19 protein-coding genes are annotated in these 20,620 nt (G+C 66.1%); 8 read left to right on the top strand and 11 right to left on the bottom strand.

Annotated features, from left to right (window positions below; genetic code table 11):
* Positions 1-126 precede the first annotated feature (126 nt).
* Positions 127-1,875: a PglL family O-oligosaccharyltransferase gene (locus tag J2X92_RS26945; protein WP_307580511.1), complete on the top strand. Its 1,749-nt coding sequence runs from the start codon at positions 127-129 to the stop codon at positions 1,873-1,875.
* Between the two features lie 21 nt (positions 1,876-1,896).
* Here J2X92_RS26945 and moaC read toward each other — a convergent pair whose 3' ends face one another.
* Positions 1,897-2,379, bottom strand: coding sequence for a cyclic pyranopterin monophosphate synthase MoaC (gene moaC, locus J2X92_RS26940; protein ID WP_307580509.1), 483 nt, complete (start codon positions 2,377-2,379; stop codon positions 1,897-1,899).
* Positions 2,380-2,433: 54 nt separating this feature from the next.
* Between moaC and J2X92_RS26935 the strand changes: the two genes are divergently transcribed.
* Positions 2,434-3,999 carry a M48 family metalloprotease gene (locus J2X92_RS26935; protein WP_307580507.1) on the top strand — a complete coding sequence of 522 codons (1,566 nt, stop codon included), beginning with the start codon at positions 2,434-2,436 and terminating at the stop codon, positions 3,997-3,999.
* Between the two features lie 18 nt (positions 4,000-4,017).
* Here J2X92_RS26935 and J2X92_RS26930 read toward each other — a convergent pair whose 3' ends face one another.
* From J2X92_RS26930 to J2X92_RS26920, 3 genes are all read right to left on the bottom strand, one after another.
* Positions 4,018-4,371 (bottom strand): phage holin family protein, encoded by a 354-nt coding sequence (locus J2X92_RS26930; protein WP_093020402.1) that lies wholly within the window; start codon positions 4,369-4,371, stop codon positions 4,018-4,020.
* Between the two features lie 86 nt (positions 4,372-4,457).
* Entirely contained in the window at positions 4,458-4,922 is a 465-nt protein-coding gene (locus J2X92_RS26925; protein ID WP_307580504.1) for a hypothetical protein, read from the bottom strand.
* 78 nt (positions 4,923-5,000) lie between these two features.
* A complete protein-coding gene (locus tag J2X92_RS26920) occupies positions 5,001-5,747 on the bottom strand; it encodes a TerC family protein (RefSeq protein ID WP_307580503.1) in 747 nt (248 codons plus the stop codon).
* 487 nt (positions 5,748-6,234) lie between these two features.
* Between J2X92_RS26920 and J2X92_RS26915 the strand changes: the two genes are divergently transcribed.
* Together J2X92_RS26915 and J2X92_RS26910 are read left to right on the top strand one after the other, a co-directional pair.
* Entirely contained in the window at positions 6,235-6,699 is a 465-nt protein-coding gene (locus J2X92_RS26915; RefSeq protein WP_307580502.1) for a DUF3717 domain-containing protein, read from the top strand.
* Between the two features lie 12 nt (positions 6,700-6,711).
* Positions 6,712-7,017 (top strand): putative signal transducing protein, encoded by a 306-nt coding sequence (locus J2X92_RS26910; protein WP_307580501.1) that lies wholly within the window; start codon positions 6,712-6,714, stop codon positions 7,015-7,017.
* Positions 7,018-7,020: 3 nt separating this feature from the next.
* On the opposite strand, the gene J2X92_RS26905 is transcribed toward J2X92_RS26910, so the two are convergent.
* The 4 genes from J2X92_RS26905 to purB form a co-directional block, all read right to left on the bottom strand.
* The gene (locus J2X92_RS26905) at positions 7,021-7,581 is read right to left on the bottom strand and encodes a YaeQ family protein (RefSeq protein WP_055807567.1); all 561 of its coding nucleotides are present in this window, start codon (positions 7,579-7,581) and stop codon (positions 7,021-7,023) included.
* 34 nt (positions 7,582-7,615) lie between these two features.
* Positions 7,616-9,757 carry a TonB-dependent receptor family protein gene (locus J2X92_RS26900; protein WP_373424884.1) on the bottom strand — a complete coding sequence of 714 codons (2,142 nt, stop codon included), beginning with the start codon at positions 9,755-9,757 and terminating at the stop codon, positions 7,616-7,618.
* A gap of 82 nt (positions 9,758-9,839) precedes the next feature.
* A complete protein-coding gene (locus J2X92_RS26895; RefSeq protein ID WP_307580495.1) occupies positions 9,840-10,976 on the bottom strand; it encodes a PepSY-associated TM helix domain-containing protein in 1,137 nt (378 codons plus the stop codon).
* Positions 10,977-11,109: 133 nt separating this feature from the next.
* Complete coding sequence (gene purB / locus J2X92_RS26890; protein WP_307580493.1) at positions 11,110-12,489, bottom strand: adenylosuccinate lyase; 1,380 nt, start codon at positions 12,487-12,489, stop codon at positions 11,110-11,112.
* Positions 12,490-12,608: 119 nt separating this feature from the next.
* Between purB and J2X92_RS26885 the strand changes: the two genes are divergently transcribed.
* Positions 12,609-13,220 carry a glutathione S-transferase family protein gene (locus tag J2X92_RS26885; protein WP_307580491.1) on the top strand — a complete coding sequence of 204 codons (612 nt, stop codon included), beginning with the start codon at positions 12,609-12,611 and terminating at the stop codon, positions 13,218-13,220.
* Positions 13,221-13,505: 285 nt separating this feature from the next.
* Here J2X92_RS26885 and J2X92_RS26880 read toward each other — a convergent pair whose 3' ends face one another.
* Positions 13,506-14,144, bottom strand: coding sequence for a glutathione peroxidase (locus J2X92_RS26880; protein ID WP_307580489.1), 639 nt, complete (start codon positions 14,142-14,144; stop codon positions 13,506-13,508).
* Between the two features lie 128 nt (positions 14,145-14,272).
* On the opposite strand from J2X92_RS26880, the gene J2X92_RS26875 reads away from it, so the two are divergent.
* The 3 genes from J2X92_RS26875 (at position 14,273) to J2X92_RS26865 (ending at position 16,661) form a co-directional block, all read left to right on the top strand.
* Positions 14,273-15,130: a ferritin-like domain-containing protein gene (locus J2X92_RS26875; protein ID WP_307580487.1), complete on the top strand. Its 858-nt coding sequence runs from the start codon at positions 14,273-14,275 to the stop codon at positions 15,128-15,130.
* Between the two features lie 90 nt (positions 15,131-15,220).
* On the top strand, positions 15,221-16,102 hold the full coding sequence (locus tag J2X92_RS26870; RefSeq protein WP_307580485.1) for an RNA polymerase sigma-70 factor: 882 nt from the start codon (positions 15,221-15,223) through the stop codon (positions 16,100-16,102).
* Positions 16,103-16,193: 91 nt separating this feature from the next.
* Positions 16,194-16,661 carry a carboxymuconolactone decarboxylase family protein gene (locus J2X92_RS26865; protein ID WP_307580483.1) on the top strand — a complete coding sequence of 156 codons (468 nt, stop codon included), beginning with the start codon at positions 16,194-16,196 and terminating at the stop codon, positions 16,659-16,661.
* Positions 16,662-16,685: 24 nt separating this feature from the next.
* Here the strand turns inward: J2X92_RS26865 and J2X92_RS26860 are convergent, their stop codons facing one another.
* Together J2X92_RS26860 and glnE are read right to left on the bottom strand one after the other, a co-directional pair.
* Positions 16,686-17,831, bottom strand: a complete 1,146-nt coding sequence (locus tag J2X92_RS26860) for a septal ring lytic transglycosylase RlpA family protein (protein WP_307580481.1) — start codon at positions 17,829-17,831, stop codon at positions 16,686-16,688.
* Entirely contained in the window at positions 17,824-20,616 is a 2,793-nt protein-coding gene (gene glnE, locus J2X92_RS26855) for a bifunctional [glutamate--ammonia ligase]-adenylyl-L-tyrosine phosphorylase/[glutamate--ammonia-ligase] adenylyltransferase (protein ID WP_307580479.1), read from the bottom strand. Before glnE ends, J2X92_RS26860 begins: the two co-directional genes overlap by 8 nt.
* Positions 20,617-20,620 lie beyond the last annotated feature (4 nt).

The following is a 20,620-nucleotide window of genomic DNA, read 5'->3' as shown; positions in this document are numbered from 1 at the left end:
GCACAATACTTTGCAAACGTGTCCAAATGTGACCGTTGGATGGTATGTTTTGCTTGGCGATCCGGTCCTACCGCTCGTCTCTCGCCCGCCGCCATTCGTCGGCCCGCCGGTCGGCACAATCGGTGCATGACGTCCCGTGCAGCGCCCCTCGAGGCGGCCGTCCTCCCTTCCAAAACCATCGGCACAGTGCGTGCCGGGCTGGTGGCCTTCCCCTTCCTCTGTCCGCTGGTAGCCGGCCCCTCGGTCCAGGCCTGGCAGCTGTTTGCGACCTGGGTTTGCGTCGCCGCGCTACTCCTGGCCATTCCACCGGGCGTGCCCTCGCGGGTGGTCTGGGCCTGGCTGGCGACTGGAATGGCTGCGATCGTGCTTTCTTCTTCTTTCTTCTCGCCGTCGCACGCAACAGCCGCCGCTTCGTGGCTGCCGGCTGTCGTGGTGCTCGCCGCGATGGCCGCTTCGGCCTGCGTGGGCGCGGGCATGGCGCGTGGCGGGCCTTCGGCTTCGGCGGCCCTGGCGGTGGGCATCTTGGTCGCCGGGCTGGTCAGTGCGGTGCTGGGTCTGCTCCAGTACTACGGACTGGCCGAGCCGCTCGTGCCTTGGACCACCACGCCGGCGCTGGGGCAGGCCTATGGCAACCTGCGCCAGCGCAATCAGTTCGCCTCGCTGATCAGCATGGCGCTGGTGGCGGCGTTATGGATTCACGCCACGCAGCCTTCGGTGCGCGTGCGGCGCTGGCTGATGGCGGCGGGGTTGATTTTGCTGGTGGCCGCGGCGGCGTCCACCTCGCGCACGGGCTTGCTTCAGTTGCTGTCGATCGTCGGGGTGGCTGCATTGATCGCGCGGCGGGAGCGCCGCGGCGTGTCCAAAGAGAGCTCGGCCGGCTCTGTTCGCTTCAGCCTACCGCCGCCCTCGCTGCTGCTGGCCATGATTCCGGTCTATTTCGCCATCGCGTGGTTGCTGCCTCAGCTGGCGGCGGGCGAGGTCGAGGGCATGATGCGGCGCCTGCAGGAGGGCGCACCGGGCGATCACACGCGGTTCATCCTGTGGCGCAACGTGCTCACCCTGATCGCCCAGCATCCTTTGACGGGGTGGGGCTGGGGCGAGCTGAGCTTCGCGCACTACAGCACGTTGTACGAGGGATCGCGGTTCCCGGAGATCCTGGACAACGCGCACAACCTGCCGCTGCACCTGGCGGTGGAGCTGGGCATACCGGTGTCGGTGCTGATCTCTGGCGGGTTCGCGTGGATGGTGCTGGCGGCAAGGCCCTGGCGGGAGCGCGATCCGGCGCGGCTCATGGCGTGGGGCTTGATGGGCGCCATCGTGCTGCACAGCCTGCTCGAATATCCGCTCTGGTATGGGCCGTTTCAGCTGGCCTTCGGCCTGTGCCTGGGAATGTTGTGGCCTGGCCGGCGCAATGCGTCCTTTCCTTCGCAATCAGGCTTCAAAGGCAAGTGGGCCGAAATGCCTGTGCTGCCATCGGCCGCGGCGGCCGCGCTCATGGCAGTCGTCGGCTATGCCACCTGGGACTACATCCGCATCAGCCAGATCTATCTGACGCGGGCCGAGCGCTTGCCGACTTACGAAGAAAACACACTGGCGAAGGCCAGGGCTTCGTGGCTCTTCGCCAGGCAGGTGGATTTTGCGGAGCTGACGCTGACGGCGGTGACCCCTGACAACGCCGCCGCGCTGCATTCGCTGGCCGAGCGCACGCTGCATTTCTCGCCCGAGCCGCGCGTGATCGTCAAGCTGATCGAAAGCGCCGAACTGATGGGGCAACGCCAGGAAGCCCGCGACCAGGCGGAGCGCTTCCGCATTGCGTTTCCCGAAGAATACGAGCGCTGGCTCAAGGGCCTGTCCGTCGAGGCCGAGACGCCTTAACGTGGCTCGACTTTGGCCTTATCAACCCGCCACGTAGCTCCCGGACTTGCCGCCATGCTTCTCCAGCACGTGCACGTCGGTAATGCGCATTCCGCGGTCCACTGCCTTGCACATGTCGTAGATGGTGAGCAGCGCCACCTGCACGGCGGTCAGCGCTTCCATCTCGACGCCGGTCGGCCCTACGGTTTCGACCGTCGCGGTGCAGACCACCTGCGGCGCATTGCCCTTTTCGGCCAGCGCAAAGGCCAATGCCACGCGCGTGAGGGCGAGCGGGTGGCACAGCGGAATCAGATCGCTGGTTTTCTTGGCGGCCTGGATGCCCGCAATGCGGGCAATGCCGAGCACGTCGCCCTTCTTTGCGGTTCCCGACTCGATCAGCGCCAGCGTCGCGGGCTGCATCTCGATGCGGCCGGTGGCCACAGCCACGCGGTGGGTGGCAGGTTTGGCCGCAACGTCGACCATGTGGGCTTGGCCCTGCGCGTCAAAATGGGTGAGGGAGCTCATGTGTGAACGATCGGTGTGTGGATGCATCATACGGGCCCGAGCCATGGACGAGGAATGCCGCGCTTGACTCTTTCTTCCCCTAAAAAAAGTTCTGCCGCGCCCGCGTGGCGGGCCCTGTGCGCTACGGTTCTCATAGCGTCCCAGATCTTGCTGCCGGTACCCGCCCGCGCGCAGATCCAAGCGCTGCCCGGCCTGGGCGATGGCGGCGAAATGACCGCCAGTGCCGAGCGCAACCTGGGCGACCAGATTGCGCGCGAGCTCTATCGCGACACCGACTACATCGACGACCCGGTCATCGCGGCCTACGTGCAGGAGATCTGGCAGCGCCTCTTGGCGGCCGCACGGCAGCGCGGCGAGCTCACGCCCGAGCTGGACGAGCGCTTTGCCTGGACCATCCTGCTGGGGCGCGACCGCAACGTCAACGCCTTTGCGCTGCCGGGCGGGTACCTGGGCCTGAACATGGGGCTGATTGCCACCGTCGGGAGCCGCGATGAATTGGCGACCGTGCTCGGCCATGAGCTGTCGCACGTCACGCAGCGCCACATCTCGCGCATCATGAGCCGGCAGGGCAAGCAGATGCCGTGGATGCTGGCCGGCCTGATCCTCGGCATGATCGCGGCCAGCAAGAGCCGCAATGCCGACGCGGGCCAGGCCGTGATCATGGGCAGCCAGGCGCTCTTCATGCAGAACCAGCTGAGCTTCTCGCGCGACATGGAGCGAGAGGCCGATCGCGTCGGTTTCGGGGTGATGACCCAGGCAGGCTTTGCACCGCAAGGCGCGGCCGCCATGTTCGAGAAGCTGCAATACGCCTCGCGCCTGAACGACAACGGCTCCTACCCCTACCTGCGCAGCCATCCGCTCACGACCGAGCGCATTTCCGACATGCAGGGCCGGTTTCAATTCCGACTCGATGCCGCACCACCCCTGCCGCTGGCCATGGACCACGCCATGATTGCCGCGCGAGCGCGCGTGCTCACGCGGCCGGGCGTCGACGTGCTGCGGCTCTGGGTCGACGCGGCCTCCAGCGGCGAGTTCGCCAGGAGCAGCCCGGCCCAGCAGGCCGGCACGCTCTACGCGGCCGCGCTGTCGGCCAAGGATCTGCGCGATTTCAAGGCGGCGCGCGCACTGGCCGAGCGGCTGACGGCACGCACCGCGGAAGACCCCTCGTCCGCCAAGCTGGCGCGCTGGCTCAATGCCGAGATCGAACTTGCGGGCGGCGGCGCTGCCAAGGCCTTCGCCTTGCTCGACGTGAAGTCCAAGGAGCGCCCCGAAATGCTGCTGGCCGCCGACACGGCCGTGGCCACGCGCCAGCCCGCGCCCATGGTGCCGGTGCTGCGCGACTGGGTTGCCACCCATTCGCGCGACGCCACTGCCTGGCGTGCGCTGGCCAATCTGTACGGTGCACAGAACGACACGCTGCGAGCGGTGCGTGCCGATGCGGAGGCCAACGTCGCCATCCTCGACTATCCCGCCGCACGGGACCGCTTCAAGGCCGCGCAGGAACTGATGCGCAAGCCGGGCGCGCCCATCGACCACTACGAGGCGTCGATCATCGACACCCGCGCGCGCGACGTGGAGGCATTGGTGAAGCGGCAGGCCGAAGAGCCGCCGCTCAGGTAACAACGAAGGTGGGGCGGCTCAGCGCTTGGAAAGAAGCCCGCCCAGCGCGGCTTCGATGATCAAGCCCAGCAGCGAATAGATCAGCGAGCCGATCAGCGCGGCCACGAAGCCGCTGACCTGAAAGCCCGCGAGCAGGCCCGACGCGGCCCAGAACAGCAGGGCATTGATCACGAACAAGAAGAGGCCGAGCGTAACGATGGTGACCGGCAGCGTCAGCACCACCAGCACTGGCCTGACGACCATGTTGAGCAAGCCGATGACCGCCGCGGCAATCAGCGCGGAGCCGAAGCTGTTGACCTGGACACCTTTGTAGAGATAGGCCACCGCCAGCAGCGCGACGGCGCTGAGCAGCCATTTGAGGATGATGCGCATGCGCCGCAGGATACCCCACCGGCCCGCCAAAAAGACAAGAGCCCCGGCGCGTTGCCGCACCGGGGCTCGTCATGAAGCAGGATGTGTTATTCGGCCAGTTCGTTCGCAAGCACCAGCAGCGCGCCCATGCCCATCACGGCACCCGGAAAGGCCCAGCCCGACTGATGCGCCGGGGTCTGATCGGGCGTGACCGGTTCCAGGTCGACGCCGATCTTGGGACGGCGCGCATCGACCACGTGCGTGGCCGAATGCTCGCGCTTGAGCTGCTGTGTGAGCTCGGTCAGCGGGCCTTTGGCCAGCACCGGCGTTACCTGTCCGCCATTGCGTTCGAGTACCGGCAGAAGCTGCGCCTGCACCTTGCTGAACCACTTTGCGCGCCAGTTCTCTCTTGCGCTGTGGCTCACCCATTTGCTGATGCGATGCGTCATGCGCGGAGCGCAGGCCACGAGCACCCAATGACGCGCCACGACGCTGTTCGCGTCCGGCGTCAGTTCGGCGAACTGCTCGCAGGCATAGCCGGCGTCGTCGACATAGAGAATGATCGTTTCCACGTTGCGCTCCTTCAAGTGCCTAGAGTGGCAGAGACTGGTCGATAGGGGAAGAGCATTTTTGCCGATGCCTGCGGGGCTTCAGCTCGTGCTGGCAGCGGTGGCGGGCCGTTGGCGCGCCTGGCGCAGCGCCACCCACTTGCCGATGACCAGAACAAGCAGCGCACCGCCCACGCCGGCTGCATACCTGACCATGTCACTCTGCGGCACCTTCGGCACCCAGGTCCAGGCCGCGGTGTTCGACAGCGCAGGGTCCGACACGGCCATGGTACCGGCGATCCAGCCCAGCAGCATGCCGCCCAGCGTGATGATGATCGGGAAGCGGTCCATCAGCTTGATGACCAGTTGGCTGCCCCAGACGATGATCGGGATGCTCACCAGCAGGCCGAAGATCACCAGCGGCATCTGATGGCTCTGGCCCGCACCTTGTGCGGCGCCGGCAATGGCAATCACGTTGTCCACGCTCATCACCAGGTCGGCCACGATCACGGTCTTGACCGCACCCCACAGCTTGTCGCTGGCAGTGATGTTGCCGTGCGCATCGTCGTGCTCGGGAGCCAGCAGCTTCACGCCGATCCACAGCAGCAGCACCGCGCCCGCAAGCTTCAGGAACGGAATGGCCAGGAGCGTCAGCGCGAAGAAGATCAGGACCACGCGCAGCACGATCGCGCCGGCGGTGCCCCAGAGAATGCCCTTGGTGCGCTGCGCAGGCGGGAGCTTGCGGCAGGCCAGGGCAATGACGACGGCGTTGTCGCCGCCGAGCAGGATGTCGATCATGATGATCTGACCGACCGCGACCCAGAATTCCGGGGTCATGAACTGTTCCATAGCTTCCTCTTGTCTTCGTGCGCTGTCCGTCGCCTTCGGTGGGATGGCGGCAGTCCGGCGCGTGTGCGCGTTTTCGATTCATCCCGCGCGGGAATGGTCGAAGCGATGACGAAGACCGGGGTAACGACCGGGGACTCAGGAACGCTTCGATCAAACCTGCTCAGGTTCAAATCGAAGGTCTTGCTCGACAACGCGCACCGCAAGGCACGTGTTGCCCGACAGGCCGGAAGTGTTGTGCTTCGTATTGACGACCTGTCGATTTCCGCTGCCATGGACAGCGGTCGGGAGCTACTCCCCTTCGTGGGGGGAATTAGAGCATCGACACAGGTACTCTGGCAACCTGAAATTTCCGGCACTTTAAAAGGAATGCTTTCGAAAGCCCCGTGAACAAAAGGCATGGAGCTATAAACTTTGTAGTGCCTATAACCTTCGGCAGTCACGGGGCATTGCCGGACTATGATCGCCGCTCGCTGTTTTTTCTCTCTTCATGGCCGCCATTCACATCACCGACATCGAGGCCGCCATCAACCATTGGCGGGAGAAAAGTCCCTCGCCCGACGGCATCACGCTGGCGCCCGAATTGCGCGCGCTGGCCGAGGTGTATGCGCTCATGGCGTTCCACCATGAAGACGAGGTCGACGAGTTTGGTTTTCCTCCTGATGCCTGGGCCGCGTGGCTCGACTGGTACCACAGCACGCCCGACACGCCCTGCATTGCGATCTGTTCCACCAGCCAGGGCGACGACGAATGCAAGGGCTGCGGCCGCACCTTCGACGAGGTGCAGCATTGGCCCGCCATGTCGCCGACCGAAAAACGCGTGACCTGGCGCCGCATCACCATGGAAGACACGGCTTGGCGCTTCAACAGGTACGCCGAGCGTGCGCGCGAAGCCGAACCGGCGCAGTGGCCCGACGATCCGTCGGAGCCCCTCGGCCCCGACGACACCGCCTGAATCGGGCCGCCCATGCGCCGCCTCGCCCAAGCACCGAACCTCGCGATCGCGACCTTGTGGGTGCACGCTTTGCGGGAGGAGGGCGTCGAAGCGACGGTGCAGCGTGAATTCCTGGGCGCCGTGATGGGCCAGTTGCCGCCAGACCAATGCCTGCCTGAAATCTGGATCGACGACGAAGCGCAATTCGAGCGCGCGCAGCAGGTGCTGCATGCGGCGCAGCACAGGCCTCAGCGCAATTGGCAATGCGTATGCGGCGAGCGGATCGAAGGCGGCTTCGAGCAGTGCTGGCACTGCGGCGCGATGATGCCGGGCGCCTAGAAGCTACTTCCAGCGCAGCAGTTCGACGTCGATGCTGTTTGCGCCGTCGCCCAGCGTCAGCGTGTTTTCCTGGATCGTTGCCTGCAGCTGCATGCTGCGCTGCGCCAGCGCGGCCAGCGCCTGCGAGGCTTCCGTCGGCACGCGGTAGACCTGCAAGTTCTGCGGCCGCGTGAGCTTGTTCTCGATGCCGCGCCACCAGATCTCGGCCGCATGGTTGAAGCAATAGACGATCACTTCGTCCGACTTGCCGCAGGCCTTGATGATGGGCTTGTCTTCAGGCTGCCCGACCTCGATCCACAGCTTGGTCTCGCCCGTGAAATCGCGCAGCCACACGTCGGGCTCGTCGACGTTCGACAAACCTGCGCCAAAGGCCAGCGTGCCGTCGCCCTGGCAGACGTCCTGCAGCTTGTGCGCATTGAGTGCGAGCGCGACGAGCCGGATCATCATCCGCTCGTCGGTCTCGCTCGGGTGACGCGCCAGGGTCAGCGCATGGTCGGCGTAGTAGCCGTGGTCGATATCGGCCACCGCGAGGGCGGCCTTGAAGATGGTGGATTTGAGGGCCATGGGTGCGCGAGTGTATGCGCCCCCACGGGCGCCGTCAGAACGCCACCGAGGCCTGCAGGTACAGCGTGCGCGGCTGGCCCACGTACTTGCCGCCGTTGTTGTCGACCGAGCGGTTGTAGTAACGGCGGTCGAACAGGTTCTTGACGCCGACCGCCAGCTTCAGGTTGCTCATCGACGGGCCGAAGTCGTAGGCGGCGCGCAGGTTCATGGTCGCGTAGCCCGGAATGTTGCCGAGCCGGCCGGTCGAGTCTTCCATCGTGACGTAGTTCGCGCCGTCGTCGGGCGAGCCGGGCGAGCGTTGCTTCGATTGCGCGTACACGTCGGCGTTGAAGGTCCACGGCCCGCGCTCGTAGCGCGCGCCGAGCGTCGCCACCTGGCGCGAGTAGAACGGCAGGTCGCGCCCCGCGAACGCGCCGGCCTTCGAGGTGGCTTGCGTGTACGTGTAGGTCGCGGAAACCGACACTCCCTTGAGCGAATCGCTCAGCGTGCCAAGGTCGTAGCGCAGCGCCGACTCCAAACCGCGGTGCCGCGTGGCACCCAGGTCGGTCCATTGGCCGACGTCGCCGGTAATGGAGCGCGCGAGCTGCAGTTCCTTGTCGAAGTTGATGTTGAACAGCGTCAGCTCGCCGCTCCAGGCCTCGCCCTTGTAGTGGGTGCCGATCTCATAGGTCTTGGCCTTCTCGGGGTGCAGGCTGGTGGTCGACTGCGCGAGCTGGGCGTACTGCTGCGGCCCGAACGACACGCCGGCATTCGCGAACAGCGACCACCGGTCGCTCATACGGTAGAGCACCGACAGCGTTGGCAGCACTTCGTTGGAATCGATCTTCGGATAGTTCGCGCCGGTCACCCGGTTGTTGGCCATCGTGAACACGTCGTTGTGCGAACGGAAGGACTCGTAGCGCACGCCGGGTGTGATGGTCCAGTTGCCGAAGTCGATCCGGTCGTCGATGTAGAACGCGTGCGCGGTTGTGCCTCCTTTGCTCGACTGGTACGCAGGCTGCGCGAGCGTGAACGCATCGAAGCCGGGGCGCGGCAGGTAGTAGGTGCTGCGCGTCGCTACTTCGGAAGCCTCTTCCTTGAGGTAGCGTGCGCCAACGCTGACTTCCTGCACCACGCTGCCCGAATCGATCAGGCGCGAGTAGCGGGGTTCGAAAGCGTAGGTCTTGTAGTTGCGCGGTGCGCTGGTCAGACGCCGCCGGCCGGCATTGGCGCCCGTGCCTTCCTGCTCGAGGTAGCTACTGCGGAACGAGTCGGTGTAGTAGCTCAGCATCTCGAACTTGTTCACGCCGTCGTTGTGCGTGTACTTGATCGAGCCGTCGGTGCGGCGCCCGGAGAATTCGTCGAAAGGGCGGTCGGACTGGAACGGGTTCGCGGCAAACTGCGCTGTCGTCAGGCCGCCCGGCATGCGGCCCTTGCCTTCGAAGTGGTGCAGAGAGACGGCAATGTCGTCCGTGCTCGAGAGGCGGTAGGCGCCCTTCAGCATCAGGTCGTCGATGCTCGTGTGGTCGTTGCTCTGGCGAAAACCGTCGCCGTGCGTGCCCGAATACAGCAGCGCAAGCCCGAGGCCGTTCTCGTTGGTGCCGCCCATGAAGAGGGTAGGCGTGGTCTTGATGCCGCCGCCGTGGCTCGCGCTTTCCACGCCCACACCCACTTCGCTCGCGAACTGCTTCGGAATCGATCGCGTCACGAAGTTGATGATGCCGCCCACGTTCTGAGGGCCGTAGCGCACGGAGCCCGCGCCGCGCACCACGTCGACTGCCTCCAGATTGCCGAGCGACACGGGCGCGAGCGAGAGTTGCGGCTGGCCGTAGGGCGCATAGGCCAGTGGCACGCCGTCCAGGAGGACAGTCGAGCGCGGCGACAGGCGCGAGGTGAGGCCGCGAACGCCCACGTTGAGCGAGATGTCGCTGCCGCCCGTGCCGTTGCTCTCCTGCACCTGCACGCCGGGAACCTGGCGCAGCACGTCGCGCACGTTGCTCGACCCACTCTCCTGGATCTGCTTGCGTTCGACGATGCTGCGCGCGCCGGGGTGCTCGAGCACCTTCGTCTCGCTGGGCGTGCCGAGCCAATCGCCCGTGACGGTCACGGCCTCCAGCGTTTTCGCGCCAGACGTGGCATCGGCCGCCGGTTCGGCTTCGGCCGCAAAGCTCTGGAAACTGATGGGAAAGAGCGCCATGACCAGGGCGGCGCATTTCTTCTGCTTGAACACAGGTTCTCCTCGATATCAAACTAGAAATCGACCGCAGCAGACGTCCCGTTCAGGAGGTCGTGCGGTTGCTGTTGTTGGAAAGCGCGGCGCCTCGGGCCGCAGCGGCCACGGCGCGGCGCCGCCACCAGAGCCAGACGCCGCTCAGGCCCAGGCCGGCGAGTGCCAGGCCAAGAAGCGCGACGAACCCCTGGTGAACCGGCCCGCCCAGCACGCCGGTGTGCAGCGGATAAATGACCACTACTGCACCATTGCCGGCGTCCAGGTCCTGCCAGCGGCGCACCGCCAGCACCTCGCCGGTCAGCGGATGCAGCCACACCGAGCTGATGCCGTTCGGATGCGGATCGTCGGCCAGGCGAAAGCGCACCCGAAGCGGGCGGTTTGGCTTGGCGGGCACCTGCACATAGCCGATTGGCTGGCCCGGGAAGACGTTCTGCGCGCGGGCGACGAGTTCGTCGAGCGACAGCCGAGGCCCCGCGGGCGTGCCTTTGGGAACGGTGGGCGGCTTGACTGGCTCCTGGCCCATGGCGGCCGAGACGAAGTTGCCGAGCGGGCGCCAAGCCATGTAGGCGCCGGTGAAGACAGACACCGCAATCAGCAGCCCGAGCACGGCGCCGCCGGTGCGGTGCAGGTCGAACAGCCCGCGCAACAGGCCGCGGTCGAGCGCAATCCGCAGCGAAGGCGGCCAGCGCGTAGGCCACCAGAGCACCACGCCGGTGATCAGCATCAACAGATAGGCCAGCGCGACGAAGGACAGGATGCCCTTGCCCGTGTCCTCCAGCAGCAGGCTGCTGTGCAGTTCGAAAAGCAGGTTGTAGGCGCCTTCGTGCGACCCGCGCCGGCCTTGCTCCGCGCCGGTGGCGGGATCGAGATAGAGCGTGCCGTCCCATGGCCCGCGCACATACACCCAGAGCGTCTCGCTGGGGGTGCGCGGCGGTCGCAGCGTGAGGGTGGTGTCGGGGCCGAACTCGGCCACGAGGCGCTGGCGCAGCGGCTCGAGCGGCAATGCGGACGCCGCAACGGCCGTGTTCCGGCCCACGAAGAGCTCGGGATGCGCGTAGCGGTCGATCGGCAACGCCACCACCAGCACCGCGCCAAGCAGGGCGGTGAGGGCAAGTACCGGCCCCAGCGTGAGACCGATCCAGCGGTGAATCTTGAGCCAAAGGCGTCGGAGTGGCGCGCGCAGCATGAACAACAGGGACTTTGAAGCCCCGTCAGGTCGTTGGCTGGCGCACCGCAGGCGGCGCGTTGGCTGGATAGGGGGCCGAGAAGCGACGCAGGCAGACCGCCTTCAAGCGGCTGTTGCGTCGGCGCGGGAAGCCTCAGATTCTACTGGCGAGCTCCGCGGCCTTGCCCACGTAGCTCGCGGGCGTCATGGCCAGGAGCCGTTCTTTTTCCGCTTCGGGAATGTCGAGCGAGCGGATCAGCCCATGCAGCGCCTCGGCCGTCACAGTCTTGCCGCGCGTTACTTCCTTGAGCTGCTCGTAGGCGCCCTGCACGCCGAAGCGGCGCATCACGGTCTGGATCGGTTCGGCTAGTACTTCCCACGAGGCATTGAGGTCGTCGGCCAGCGCTTCCTCGTTGAGCTCGAGCTTGCCCAGGCCGGTGGCCAGGCTCGCATACGCCAGCGTGGCATAGCCGACAGCCACGCCGATGTTGCGCAGCACCGTGCTGTCGGTCAGGTCGCGCTGCCAGCGGCTGATCGGCAGCTTCTCGCTCAGGTGGCGCAGCACCGCGTTGGCCAGGCCCAGGTTGCCTTCGGCGTTCTCGAAGTCGATCGGGTTGACCTTGTGCGGCATCGTCGAGGAGCCGATCTCGCCCTTCTTGAGCCGCTGCTTGAAGTAGCCCAGGCTCACATAGCCCCAGATGTCCCGCGAGAAGTCGATCAGGATGGTGTTGGTGCGCGCCACGGCGTCGAACAGCTCGGCCATGTAGTCGTGCGGCTCGATCTGGATGCTGTAGGGCTGGAAGCTCAAGCCCAGGCCGAGCGGCGCGGGCGTTTCGATGACCTTGCGGCTGAACGCCTCCCAGTCGAAATCCGGCCAGGCCGCGAGGTGGGCGTTGTAGTTGCCGACGGCGCCGTTCATCTTGCCGAGCAGTTGCACCGAGGCAATCTGCGCGCGGGCCTTGGAAAGCCGCACCGCCACGTTGGCGATTTCCTTGCCGACCGTGGTCGGGCTGGCGGTCTGGCCGTGCGTGCGCGACAGCATCGAAACACCGGCGAACTGGTGCGACATCTCGCGCAGCTTGGCAATCAGCCCGTCGATCGCCGGCAGCAGCACTTTCTCGCGCGCGGCCTGGATCTGCAGCGCGTGGCTGGTGTTGTTGATGTCTTCGCTGGTGCAGGCAAAGTGGACGAATTCAGCGGCGGCCAACAGCTCGGGCCGGGCTTCGAACTTGGACTTGATCCAGTATTCGACGGCTTTCACGTCGTGGTTGGTGGTTTTTTCGATTTCCTTGATGGCCAGGGCGTCGGCCTCCGAGAAATGGGCCACCAGGCCCAGCAGGTACTTGCGAGCGCCGCCGGTGAGCGGCTTGAATTCGGCAAAGCCGCAGTCGGACAGCGCAATGAACCATGCCACTTCGACCTGCACGCGCCGGTGCATATAGCCCTGTTCGCTCATCAGCGGGCGCAGTGCCGCAAGTTTGGCCGCATAGCGGCCGTCAAGTGGGGAGAGGGCGGAGACGGTGGAGAAGCTCATGCCCGAATTTTAGGCGGCCCGCGGCGACGTGCGTTCGCGACAGATCGAAGTCGCGCTCTTGGCGTTCCCCTAAAATGAAGTTGAATAAACGTAAATCAAAGCCTAGGGAGAGAGCTTTCATGAAACTGATCGGATCGGCCGCCAGCCCCTATGTGCGCAAGGTGCGCGTGGTGCTGGCCGAGAAGCGGCTCGACTACCAGTTCGTGATCGAAGACGTCTGGGCGGCGGACACCACCATTGCCCATTCCAACCCGCTCGGGAAGGTGCCCTGCCTCATCATGGAAGGTGGCGACGCGATGTTCGATTCGCGCGTCATCGTCGAATACCTCGACACCCTGTCGCCCGTGGGCAAGCTCATTCCGCAGCAGGGCCGCGAGCGTGCCGAAGTCAAGACCTGGGAAGCGCTGGCGGACGGTGTCATGGACGCCGGCGTGCTCTGGCGCCTGGAAGCCACCTGGTCCGGTCGGGGTGACGGCGAGCGCAGCGCCGCCTGGATCGAGCGCCAGCGCGCCAAGGTCGAAGGCGGCATTGCAGCCATGGCCAAGGGCTTGGCCGACAAGCCCTTTTGCAGCGGCATCCACCTGAGCCTCTCCGACATCGCCGTGGGCTGTGCGCTGGGCTGGATCGGACTGCGCTTCCCTGACATCGACTGGCGCGGCCAGCACTCCAACCTGGCAAGGTTGTACGACAAGCTGATGCTTCGGCCCAGCTTCATCGACACCCAACCATGAAAAAAGGCGCCTCAGGCGCCTTTTTCGTTTCAGGGCACCGGTGTTGCCGCGCCCCGTCCCTGAGGGATATACAAAAATGCTGCGAGGCGCCCCGACGCGAAGGAGGGAGGGAGGGAGGAGGAGAAGAATCGCCTCGGGATTTCAACCAGACTTAGACGCCCAGAAGACCTCGCAACATGAAACCGGAGGGCATTTGCTGCCCACGCTCGATATGAGCACAGTGTGCCAGCCCGGTTCCCGCTCCAGTGGTAAACGTTTGTGACGACTCGTATGACCTCGGATGCGTCAATGCGCAGCCAGCTGGCTCTCGATGACCTTCACAAAGGCCGCCTCGTCCGGCGCCGTCATGCTCGACCAGGCCTGCACCACCTTGCCGTCCCGCCCGATCAGGTATTTGTAGAAGTTCCACTTGGGCGTGGTGCCGGAGGCCAGCGCCAGCTGCTTGAACAGCGGATTGGCGTTGGCACCGCGCACCGACGACTTGGCGAACATCGGAAACTTCACACCGAAGGTGCTTTCGCAGAAGTCTGCAATTTCCTTGTTGGAGCCCGATTCCTGCGAGAAATCGTTCGACGGAAAGCCCAGTACCACCAGGCCGCGCGAGCGATATTTGCTGTCCAACGCCTCCAGGCCCTTGTATTGCGGGGTAAAGCCGCAGAAGCTCGCGGTGTTCACGACCAGCACCACTTTTCCGGAGTACTGGCACAAATCTTGGGGTTTTTCGTCTTGCAGCCGCGGGAAGGTGTGTTGCAAGGTGGCGGGGCAGGCGGTGGCAACGCCGTCAGCGGGGGCGGCCGATGCCGCTGCGGAAGGGGGCGCGGAGGGGGTCTGGGCACCCGCCGTCCCGAGGGCAAACAGGCATGCTGCCAGTGCGGCGGCCGGTGTGCAGCGCCTGAGCGCAGACAATCGGGAGGGGGTTCGCATGGGGGCTCCTGATACAAAAAAGGGGGTGTGCATCCGCGCGGCCAGGCTGCGCGTATTCGCATCATCGCGCGTCTGTCACCGGCGCGCCAAACGGGCCGACTAAAATCGGCGGCCTTAGAAAGATTTTGATGCTTTATCCGGAACTCTTCAGACAACTCGAATCTGTCCGCTGGGACATGGACAAGGACATTCCCTGGCAGTCGTTCGATGCTTCGCTGCTGTCCGAAGAGCAGGCGCAAACCATCAAGATGAACGCCATTACCGAGTGGGCGGCGCTGCCGGCCACCGAAATGTTCTTGCGCGACAACCGCCACGATAGCGACTTTTCGGCATTCATGTCGATCTGGTTCTTCGAGGAGCAGAAGCACTCGCTGGTGCTGATGGAATACCTCAAGCGCTTCAGCCCCCAGCACGCGCCCACCGAGCAGGAGCTGCACGAAGTGCGCTTCGACTTCGACCCGGCGCCCCCGCTCGAAACGCTCATGCTGCATTTCTGCGGCGAGATCCGCCTCAACCACTGGTACCGCCGCGCGGCCCAGTGGCACACCGAGCCGGTCATCAAGCACATCTACACCACGCTGAGCCAGGACGAGGCCCGCCACGGCGGCGCGTACCTGCGCTACATGAAGCGCGCCATGGAAAAGTTCGGCGACGAGGCCCGCGCCGCATTCGCCAAGGTGGGCGTGCTCATGGCCAGCGCGCGCCGCACCGCACAGGCGCTGCACCCGACCAACCTGCACGTCAACAAGGCGCTGTTCCCCAACGACACCATCCAGAGCCGCATGCCCGACCCGGATTGGCTCGAGCACTGGCTGGACAAGCAGATCAAGTTCGATGCGGTCTGGGAAAGCAAGGTCGGCGAGCGCATCCTGCACAACTTGAGCCTCTTGATGAACCGCAGCTTCAAGACGGTGCAGGAACTCAACCGCTATCGCAAGGAAGTCGCCGCTTCCCTCGGCCCCAAGGCCGAATACCAGGGCGCATAAGGGCGCATAAGGGCGGGCCGTCCGCTCATAATTTCGGCCGGATTGCGGGCAGCCTGTCACAAGCGCACATTGCCAACCGTCTAGCCAGACATGGACGACGCCACCCTCACTTTCGATAGCCACCGCCGACGCCTGCAAGGCATCGCCTACCGCATGCTCGGCTCCGTTGCGGAGGCCGAAGAGGTGGTGCAGGACGCCTGGCTGCGCTGGCATGAAGCCGACAAGGCCGGCTTCGACAGCGCCGAAGCCTGGCTGGTCACCGTCGTCACGCGCCTTTCGATCGACCGGCTGCGCGCCGCCAAGGTCCAGCGCGAGCACTACATCGGCGCCTGGATGCCCGAGCCCACGCTGACCGAATCGCCCGACACGCCGGAAGAATCGCTGGAGCGCGCCGACAACATCTCCGTCGCGTTCCTCGCCGTGCTTGAGCGCCTGGCGCCCGAGGCACGTGCCGCCTTCCTGATGCGCGAGGTGTTCGACGCCGACTACGACGAGGTGGCTCGCACCCTCGGCAAGAGCGAGGCGGCCTGCCGCCAGTTGGTGCACCGCGCCAAGGCGCAGGTGCTGGAGGCGCGCCCGCGCTATCAGGTGTCGCGCGAAACCCACCAGCGCCTGCTGCGCGCCTTTGCCGATGCGGCCGCGCGCGGCAGCCTGCATGACCTGAAGGCGCTCATGGCGGAAGACGTCGAGCTCATCGGCGACGGCGGCGGCAAGGTGCAGAGCTTCAGCAAGATCCTGCGCGGCAGCCAGCGGCTGGCGCAGCTCTACTTCGCGCTCTGGCGCCGCATGGGCGCAGCGGTGCGCATGGAACTGGCGGAAATCAACGGCGAACCCGGGCTGCTGCGCTTTGTCGACGGCGAGCTCGAATCGGCGCAGACCTTCGAGATCGAGGGCGAGCGCATCGTGCGCATCCGCGCACAGCGCAACCCCGACAAGCTGGCGCGCATCGCCCAACATTTTTCTTCGAAATAATTCGCCCGGCGTGTCACAGGGCCCGGAGCTGGCCCGTCTTCAACAGGTAGCAAGCAGATTTTCTCAATCTCAACCACCTGGAGTACATGCCATGAGCAACACCATCGCCCCCCGCCTCACCTGGTACAAGACGGCCCCCAAGGCCTTCCAGGCAATGATCGCCGTCAACGGCACCATCGAGTCGAGCACGCTCGGCAAGGTGCTGATCGATCTCGTCTTTGCCCGTGTCTCACAGATCAACGGCTGCGCCTACTGCCTCGACATGCACGTGCGCGACCTGCGCCAGCAGGGCGAAGACTGGCAGCGCATCAACAGCCTGGCCACCTGGCGCGAGGTGAGCTTTTTCAACGAGCGCGAGCGCGCGGCGCTGGCCTGGGCCGAAACGCTGACGCGCCTGGCCGATCGCCATGAAGACCGCGACGCCGAGTTCGAGACACTCAAGGCACATTTCAGCGAGCTCGAGATCGTCGAACTTTCGATCGCGATTGCGCAGATCAATGCGTGGAACCGCATGGGCGTCGGCATGCGCTCGCAGGTGCTGGCCAAGGCGATGCCCTGAGCCCGGTGCGTCCAATGGCGCGGTTTAGCGTCGCTCCACCACCATCGGCGCAATGCGCAGGCTCTCGCGCAGCTGCGTGACAGCCTCTCCGGCCGCCGTGCGCGAGGGGAAGGGCCCGGCCTGCAGGCGGTGCGTGCCGGCCTCGCTGAACACGCGCAGTTGCGGCGCCAGCGTGGGTAGGCCGCGGGCGGCTTCGCTCAAGAGGTTCTCCGCGCCATCGCGCTCGCGGAACGCGCCCAGCTGAACCCAAAAGCCTGCCGATGCGGCGGCGGTGGAAGAGGGCGCGGACGTTGAGCGGGCCGCGGATGCCGGCGGTGCAAGCGGCGCCATGGGTGCCATCGGCGGCAACTCGGTGACTTCGATCTGCCCGCGCGATGCGGTGTCCGGAACCTGTGACGCAGCTTGCGCCGCAGATTCCGCGGATGCCATCGCCGTCTGCGGGGCCACTGGCATCGTGGATGCGGCCGGCGCATTCGTCGCCACCGGCGCCACCCAGGCCGAAGGAACCGGCACAACGCCCGGCGCTGGCGTGCGCGAGGGCTGCGGCGGTGGTGCCGCCGAGGCATACGCCGTCCCCGAATCACGCCGCCACGCACCGGTGCGGATGTCTTCGTTCGTGATGCGTTCGATCTCCACCGGCGCCACGCCGCGCAGCAGGTCGAGCTTGAGCGCCGCCGTGTAGCTCAGGTCGATAACGCGGCCGTCGACGAACGGCCCGCGGTCGTTCACCCGCACGATCACCTCGCGTCCGTTGGCCGGGTTGCGCACGCGCACATAGCTGGGCAGCGGCAATGTCTTGTGCGCGGCCGTCATAGCGTACATGTCGTACGGTTCGCCGCTCGCGGTCGATACGCTGTGGAACTTGCGTCCGTACCACGAGGCAATGCCCGATTCGCGGAACGGCCGGTCGTCGGTGATCGGCTGGTAGGCCCGGCCCAGCACCGTGTAGGGCTTGCTGGTACCGCCGCTGTTGCGCATGGGTTCGACGCGGGGCTCGGCATCGGGCACGCGATCGAGATCCGGGGGAATGTTGCTGCCAGGGCCGTCGCGACTGCCTAGAGCGCTGCCCCCGCTGCGCGGTCCGCTGGCGCAACCGGCGAGAAGAACGGCGACCGCCACCGCGCAGGCGGCCAACGCCGAGGTGGCGCAGGTGCGGGCGCCGTCAGCCAAATACCGCCTTCCAAAGCGCCAGCATGGCTTTGCGCTCATTGGCCAAGGCGGGCGGGGCGACCTGCGTCGGCTCTTCGTTAAGGCGTGCGCGATGCTGCACGCGGCGCAGTTCGCGGTAGGCTGCGGCGGCATTGCGGCCCACGGCGGCGGGCAGCAGGCCGGCTTCTTCCGCGCGCACCAAGAGCGCGATGTTGCCCACGTTGGGAATGAGTTCCCGATGCCCGGCCGACTCCGACAGCACCAGGAACTGCACCGCGAACTCCGCGTCCACCATGCCGCCAGGGCTGTGCTTAACGTCGAAGCGGTCGGCCTTCACCGGCCGCGCGCCGCGCACCTTGTCGCGCATGGCGATGATCTCGGCCCGGAGTGCCTGGTGGTCGCGCGGCGCCACGATGACGGCCTCCCGCACCTGGTCGAAGCGCGCGCCCAGTTCGGCGCTGCCGAGCACAAAACGAGCGCGCGTCATGGCCTGGTGCTCCCAGGTCCATGCCGTGTTGCTGCCGCGCCCGAGCTGATAGCGCTCGTAGGCTTCGAAGGTGGTCGTCAGCAGGCCCGAGTTGCCGTTGGGCCGCAGGGCGGTGTCGATCTCGAACAGGTCGCCCTCACGCGTCTTCACGGTCAGCCAGTTGATCAGCTTGCGTATATAAGCCGCGTAGACCTCGCCCGCGCGCTCGTCGTCGTCCTCGTAGACGAAAACGATGTCCAGGTCGCTGCCGTAGCCCAGCTCTTTGCCGCCCAGCTTGCCGTAGCCGATGATCGCGAACTGCGGCACCTCGCGGTGCCGGTTGCGCACGTGCGACCAGCACCAGCGGGCGGTCACGCGCAACGTGGTGTCGGCCAGCGCGCTCAGGTCGTCGGCCACCTGTTCCACGGTGATCCGGCCGTCCACGTCGCGAGCCAGCGTGCGGAACACCTCGGCATGGTGCGCGTGGCGCAGCAGGTTGAGCAGGCGTTCCTCGTCGGCTTCGCCGGTGCGGCTGAGGGAGGCGTGGCGCGCTTCGAGCTCGCGCTCGAACTCCGCAGCCACGAAGCGGCCCGACAGCATCTCGTCGCTCGCCAGCTCGTCGATGACGCCGGGGTGCTGCATCAGGTAGCGCGCTGGCCACTTTGCGGCGCCCAGGAGCCGCAACAGCCGCTCCTGCACCGCCGGCCGTTCGACCAGCAGCGCCACATAGCTCTCGCGCCGCAGCAGCGGCTCGATCCAGTCGGCCCAGCGCAAGGCGGCGTCCACGTGGCGCGGCGTCTGTCCCGGGCCGTCGCCATCGGGTTCTTTCAGCCATTGGCCGGTGCGCTGCACCAGCTGGCGCAGCCGGGCGCGCGTTTCTTCGCGCAGCGCCAGCACGCGCGGCTGCTCGCACCAGTTGCCGATTCGGGCGGCAAATGCGGGCGGCAGTTCTTCGAGCAGATCGGCCAAGTCAGCGGGCACGCCGGCCTTCTTGCCGCTGCATTTGCCATTGCAGGACTTCACGCCGCCGAGCAGCTTGTCGAACTCCTGCGCCACGAGCTCGCGGTGCGTATCGAGCTGCTCGAGAAAGGCACAGCAGCCGGCATAGCCCATGGTCTGGGCAATCCAGCGCAAGTCGTCGTCGGCCACCGGTAGTACGTGGGTCTGCTGATCGTCCAGGTACTGGATGCGGTGCTCCACGCGGCGCAGGAATTCATAGGCCAGGGCCAGCGCATCGGCGGTTTCCTGCGGCATCAGCCCGGCACGCGCCACACGCTGCAGTGCATCCAGCGTCGGCCGGGTACGCAGTTCGGGAAACTGCCCGCCGCGCACCACCTGCAGCAGCTGCACAGTGAATTCGATTTCGCGGATGCCGCCGCGCGACAGCTTGACGTCATTGGCGCGCTCGGGCCGGCCTGCGCTCCGGCGAGCCGACTGCTCGCGGATCTGCCGGTGCAGCGTGCGCAGCGAATCGAACACGCTGTAGTCGAGATAGCGGCGGAACACGAAAGGCAGCACCGTGCCGCGCAGGCTCTGAGCAAGCCCTTTCGCAACGACGTCGCGCGGCGCGACCACGCGGCTCTTCATCCAGGCGAAGCGCTCCCACTCGCGGCCCTGCACCTGGAAATATTCTTCGAGCGCGTCGAGCGACACCACGCTCGGCCCCGAATTGCCGTTCGGCCGCAGCGCCAGGTCGACACGGAACACGAAGCCGTGCTCGGTGATGTCGCCCACCAGCGCATAGATGCGCTTCACGGCGCGGGAAAAATACTCCTGGTTGGAGAGGCGGCCGCGGCCGTCGGCATCGCCTCGGGTTTCGCCGTCCAGGTCGTACAGATAGATCAGGTCGATGTCGCTCGACACATTGAGCTCGCGCGCGCCAAGCTTGCCCATGCCCACCACCCACAGCTGCGCGCGCTGGCCCTCGGGTCCGACCGGTGCACCGTGCTGCGCGTCGAGCTCCTGGCAGGCGTCGCGGCAGGCGACGTCGAGCGCGAATTCGGCGAGTTCGGTCACGGCCGTGGTCACCACGGCCAGCGGCGCCTTCGCATCGCAATCGAGGGTGACGAGCCGCTCCATCACGAGCTGCCGCACAATGCGCAGCGCATCGCCGACGCCATCCCCGCGTTCGCGCAATGCCTCGTAGGCCTTTGACATCGACTCGCGCCGCGGCGCGCCAGGGGGAAGCAATGCAAGCTCGGCCGCATACCTGCGGCGCAGGCGCTGGACGAAGCGCGAATAAGAAGAAAACGCGACCTCGATCGCGTCGGGTGGTGTGGCTGGCAACTGGTTCACACTGTTATTGGTTTCCGTGGAACCCCCCTGAGTGCTGGCGGTCATAATT

The organism is Variovorax paradoxus (assembly GCF_030811855.1).
Lineage (GTDB): Bacteria > Pseudomonadota > Gammaproteobacteria > Burkholderiales > Burkholderiaceae_C > Variovorax > Variovorax paradoxus_L.
This window is presented reverse-complemented; position numbering and strand designations above follow the sequence as displayed.

Excerpts from the sequence above, each read along its gene's own strand:
- J2X92_RS26945 (WP_307580511.1), top strand. The coding sequence starts at position 127 with ATGACGTCCCGTGCAGCGCCCCTCGAGGCGGCCGTCCTCCCTTCCAAA.
- moaC (WP_307580509.1), bottom strand. The coding sequence starts at position 2,379 with ATGAGCTCCCTCACCCATTTTGACGCGCAGGGCCAAGCCCACATGGTC.
- J2X92_RS26935 (WP_307580507.1), top strand. The coding sequence starts at position 2,434 with ATGCCGCGCTTGACTCTTTCTTCCCCTAAAAAAAGTTCTGCCGCGCCC.
- J2X92_RS26930 (WP_093020402.1), bottom strand. The coding sequence starts at position 4,371 with ATGCGCATCATCCTCAAATGGCTGCTCAGCGCCGTCGCGCTGCTGGCG.
- J2X92_RS26920 (WP_307580503.1), bottom strand. The coding sequence starts at position 5,747 with ATGGAACAGTTCATGACCCCGGAATTCTGGGTCGCGGTCGGTCAGATC.
- J2X92_RS26915 (WP_307580502.1), top strand. The coding sequence starts at position 6,235 with ATGGCCGCCATTCACATCACCGACATCGAGGCCGCCATCAACCATTGG.
- J2X92_RS26910 (WP_307580501.1), top strand. The coding sequence starts at position 6,712 with ATGCGCCGCCTCGCCCAAGCACCGAACCTCGCGATCGCGACCTTGTGG.
- J2X92_RS26905 (WP_055807567.1), bottom strand. The coding sequence starts at position 7,581 with ATGGCCCTCAAATCCACCATCTTCAAGGCCGCCCTCGCGGTGGCCGAT.
- J2X92_RS26900 (WP_373424884.1), bottom strand. The coding sequence starts at position 9,757 with ATGGCGCTCTTTCCCATCAGTTTCCAGAGCTTTGCGGCCGAAGCCGAA.
- J2X92_RS26895 (WP_307580495.1), bottom strand. The coding sequence starts at position 10,976 with ATGCTGCGCGCGCCACTCCGACGCCTTTGGCTCAAGATTCACCGCTGG.
- purB (WP_307580493.1), bottom strand. The coding sequence starts at position 12,489 with ATGAGCTTCTCCACCGTCTCCGCCCTCTCCCCACTTGACGGCCGCTAT.
- J2X92_RS26885 (WP_307580491.1), top strand. The coding sequence starts at position 12,609 with ATGAAACTGATCGGATCGGCCGCCAGCCCCTATGTGCGCAAGGTGCGC.
- J2X92_RS26880 (WP_307580489.1), bottom strand. The coding sequence starts at position 14,144 with ATGCGAACCCCCTCCCGATTGTCTGCGCTCAGGCGCTGCACACCGGCC.
- J2X92_RS26875 (WP_307580487.1), top strand. The coding sequence starts at position 14,273 with ATGCTTTATCCGGAACTCTTCAGACAACTCGAATCTGTCCGCTGGGAC.
- J2X92_RS26870 (WP_307580485.1), top strand. The coding sequence starts at position 15,221 with ATGGACGACGCCACCCTCACTTTCGATAGCCACCGCCGACGCCTGCAA.
- J2X92_RS26865 (WP_307580483.1), top strand. The coding sequence starts at position 16,194 with ATGAGCAACACCATCGCCCCCCGCCTCACCTGGTACAAGACGGCCCCC.
- glnE (WP_307580479.1), bottom strand. The coding sequence starts at position 20,616 with ATGACCGCCAGCACTCAGGGGGGTTCCACGGAAACCAATAACAGTGTG.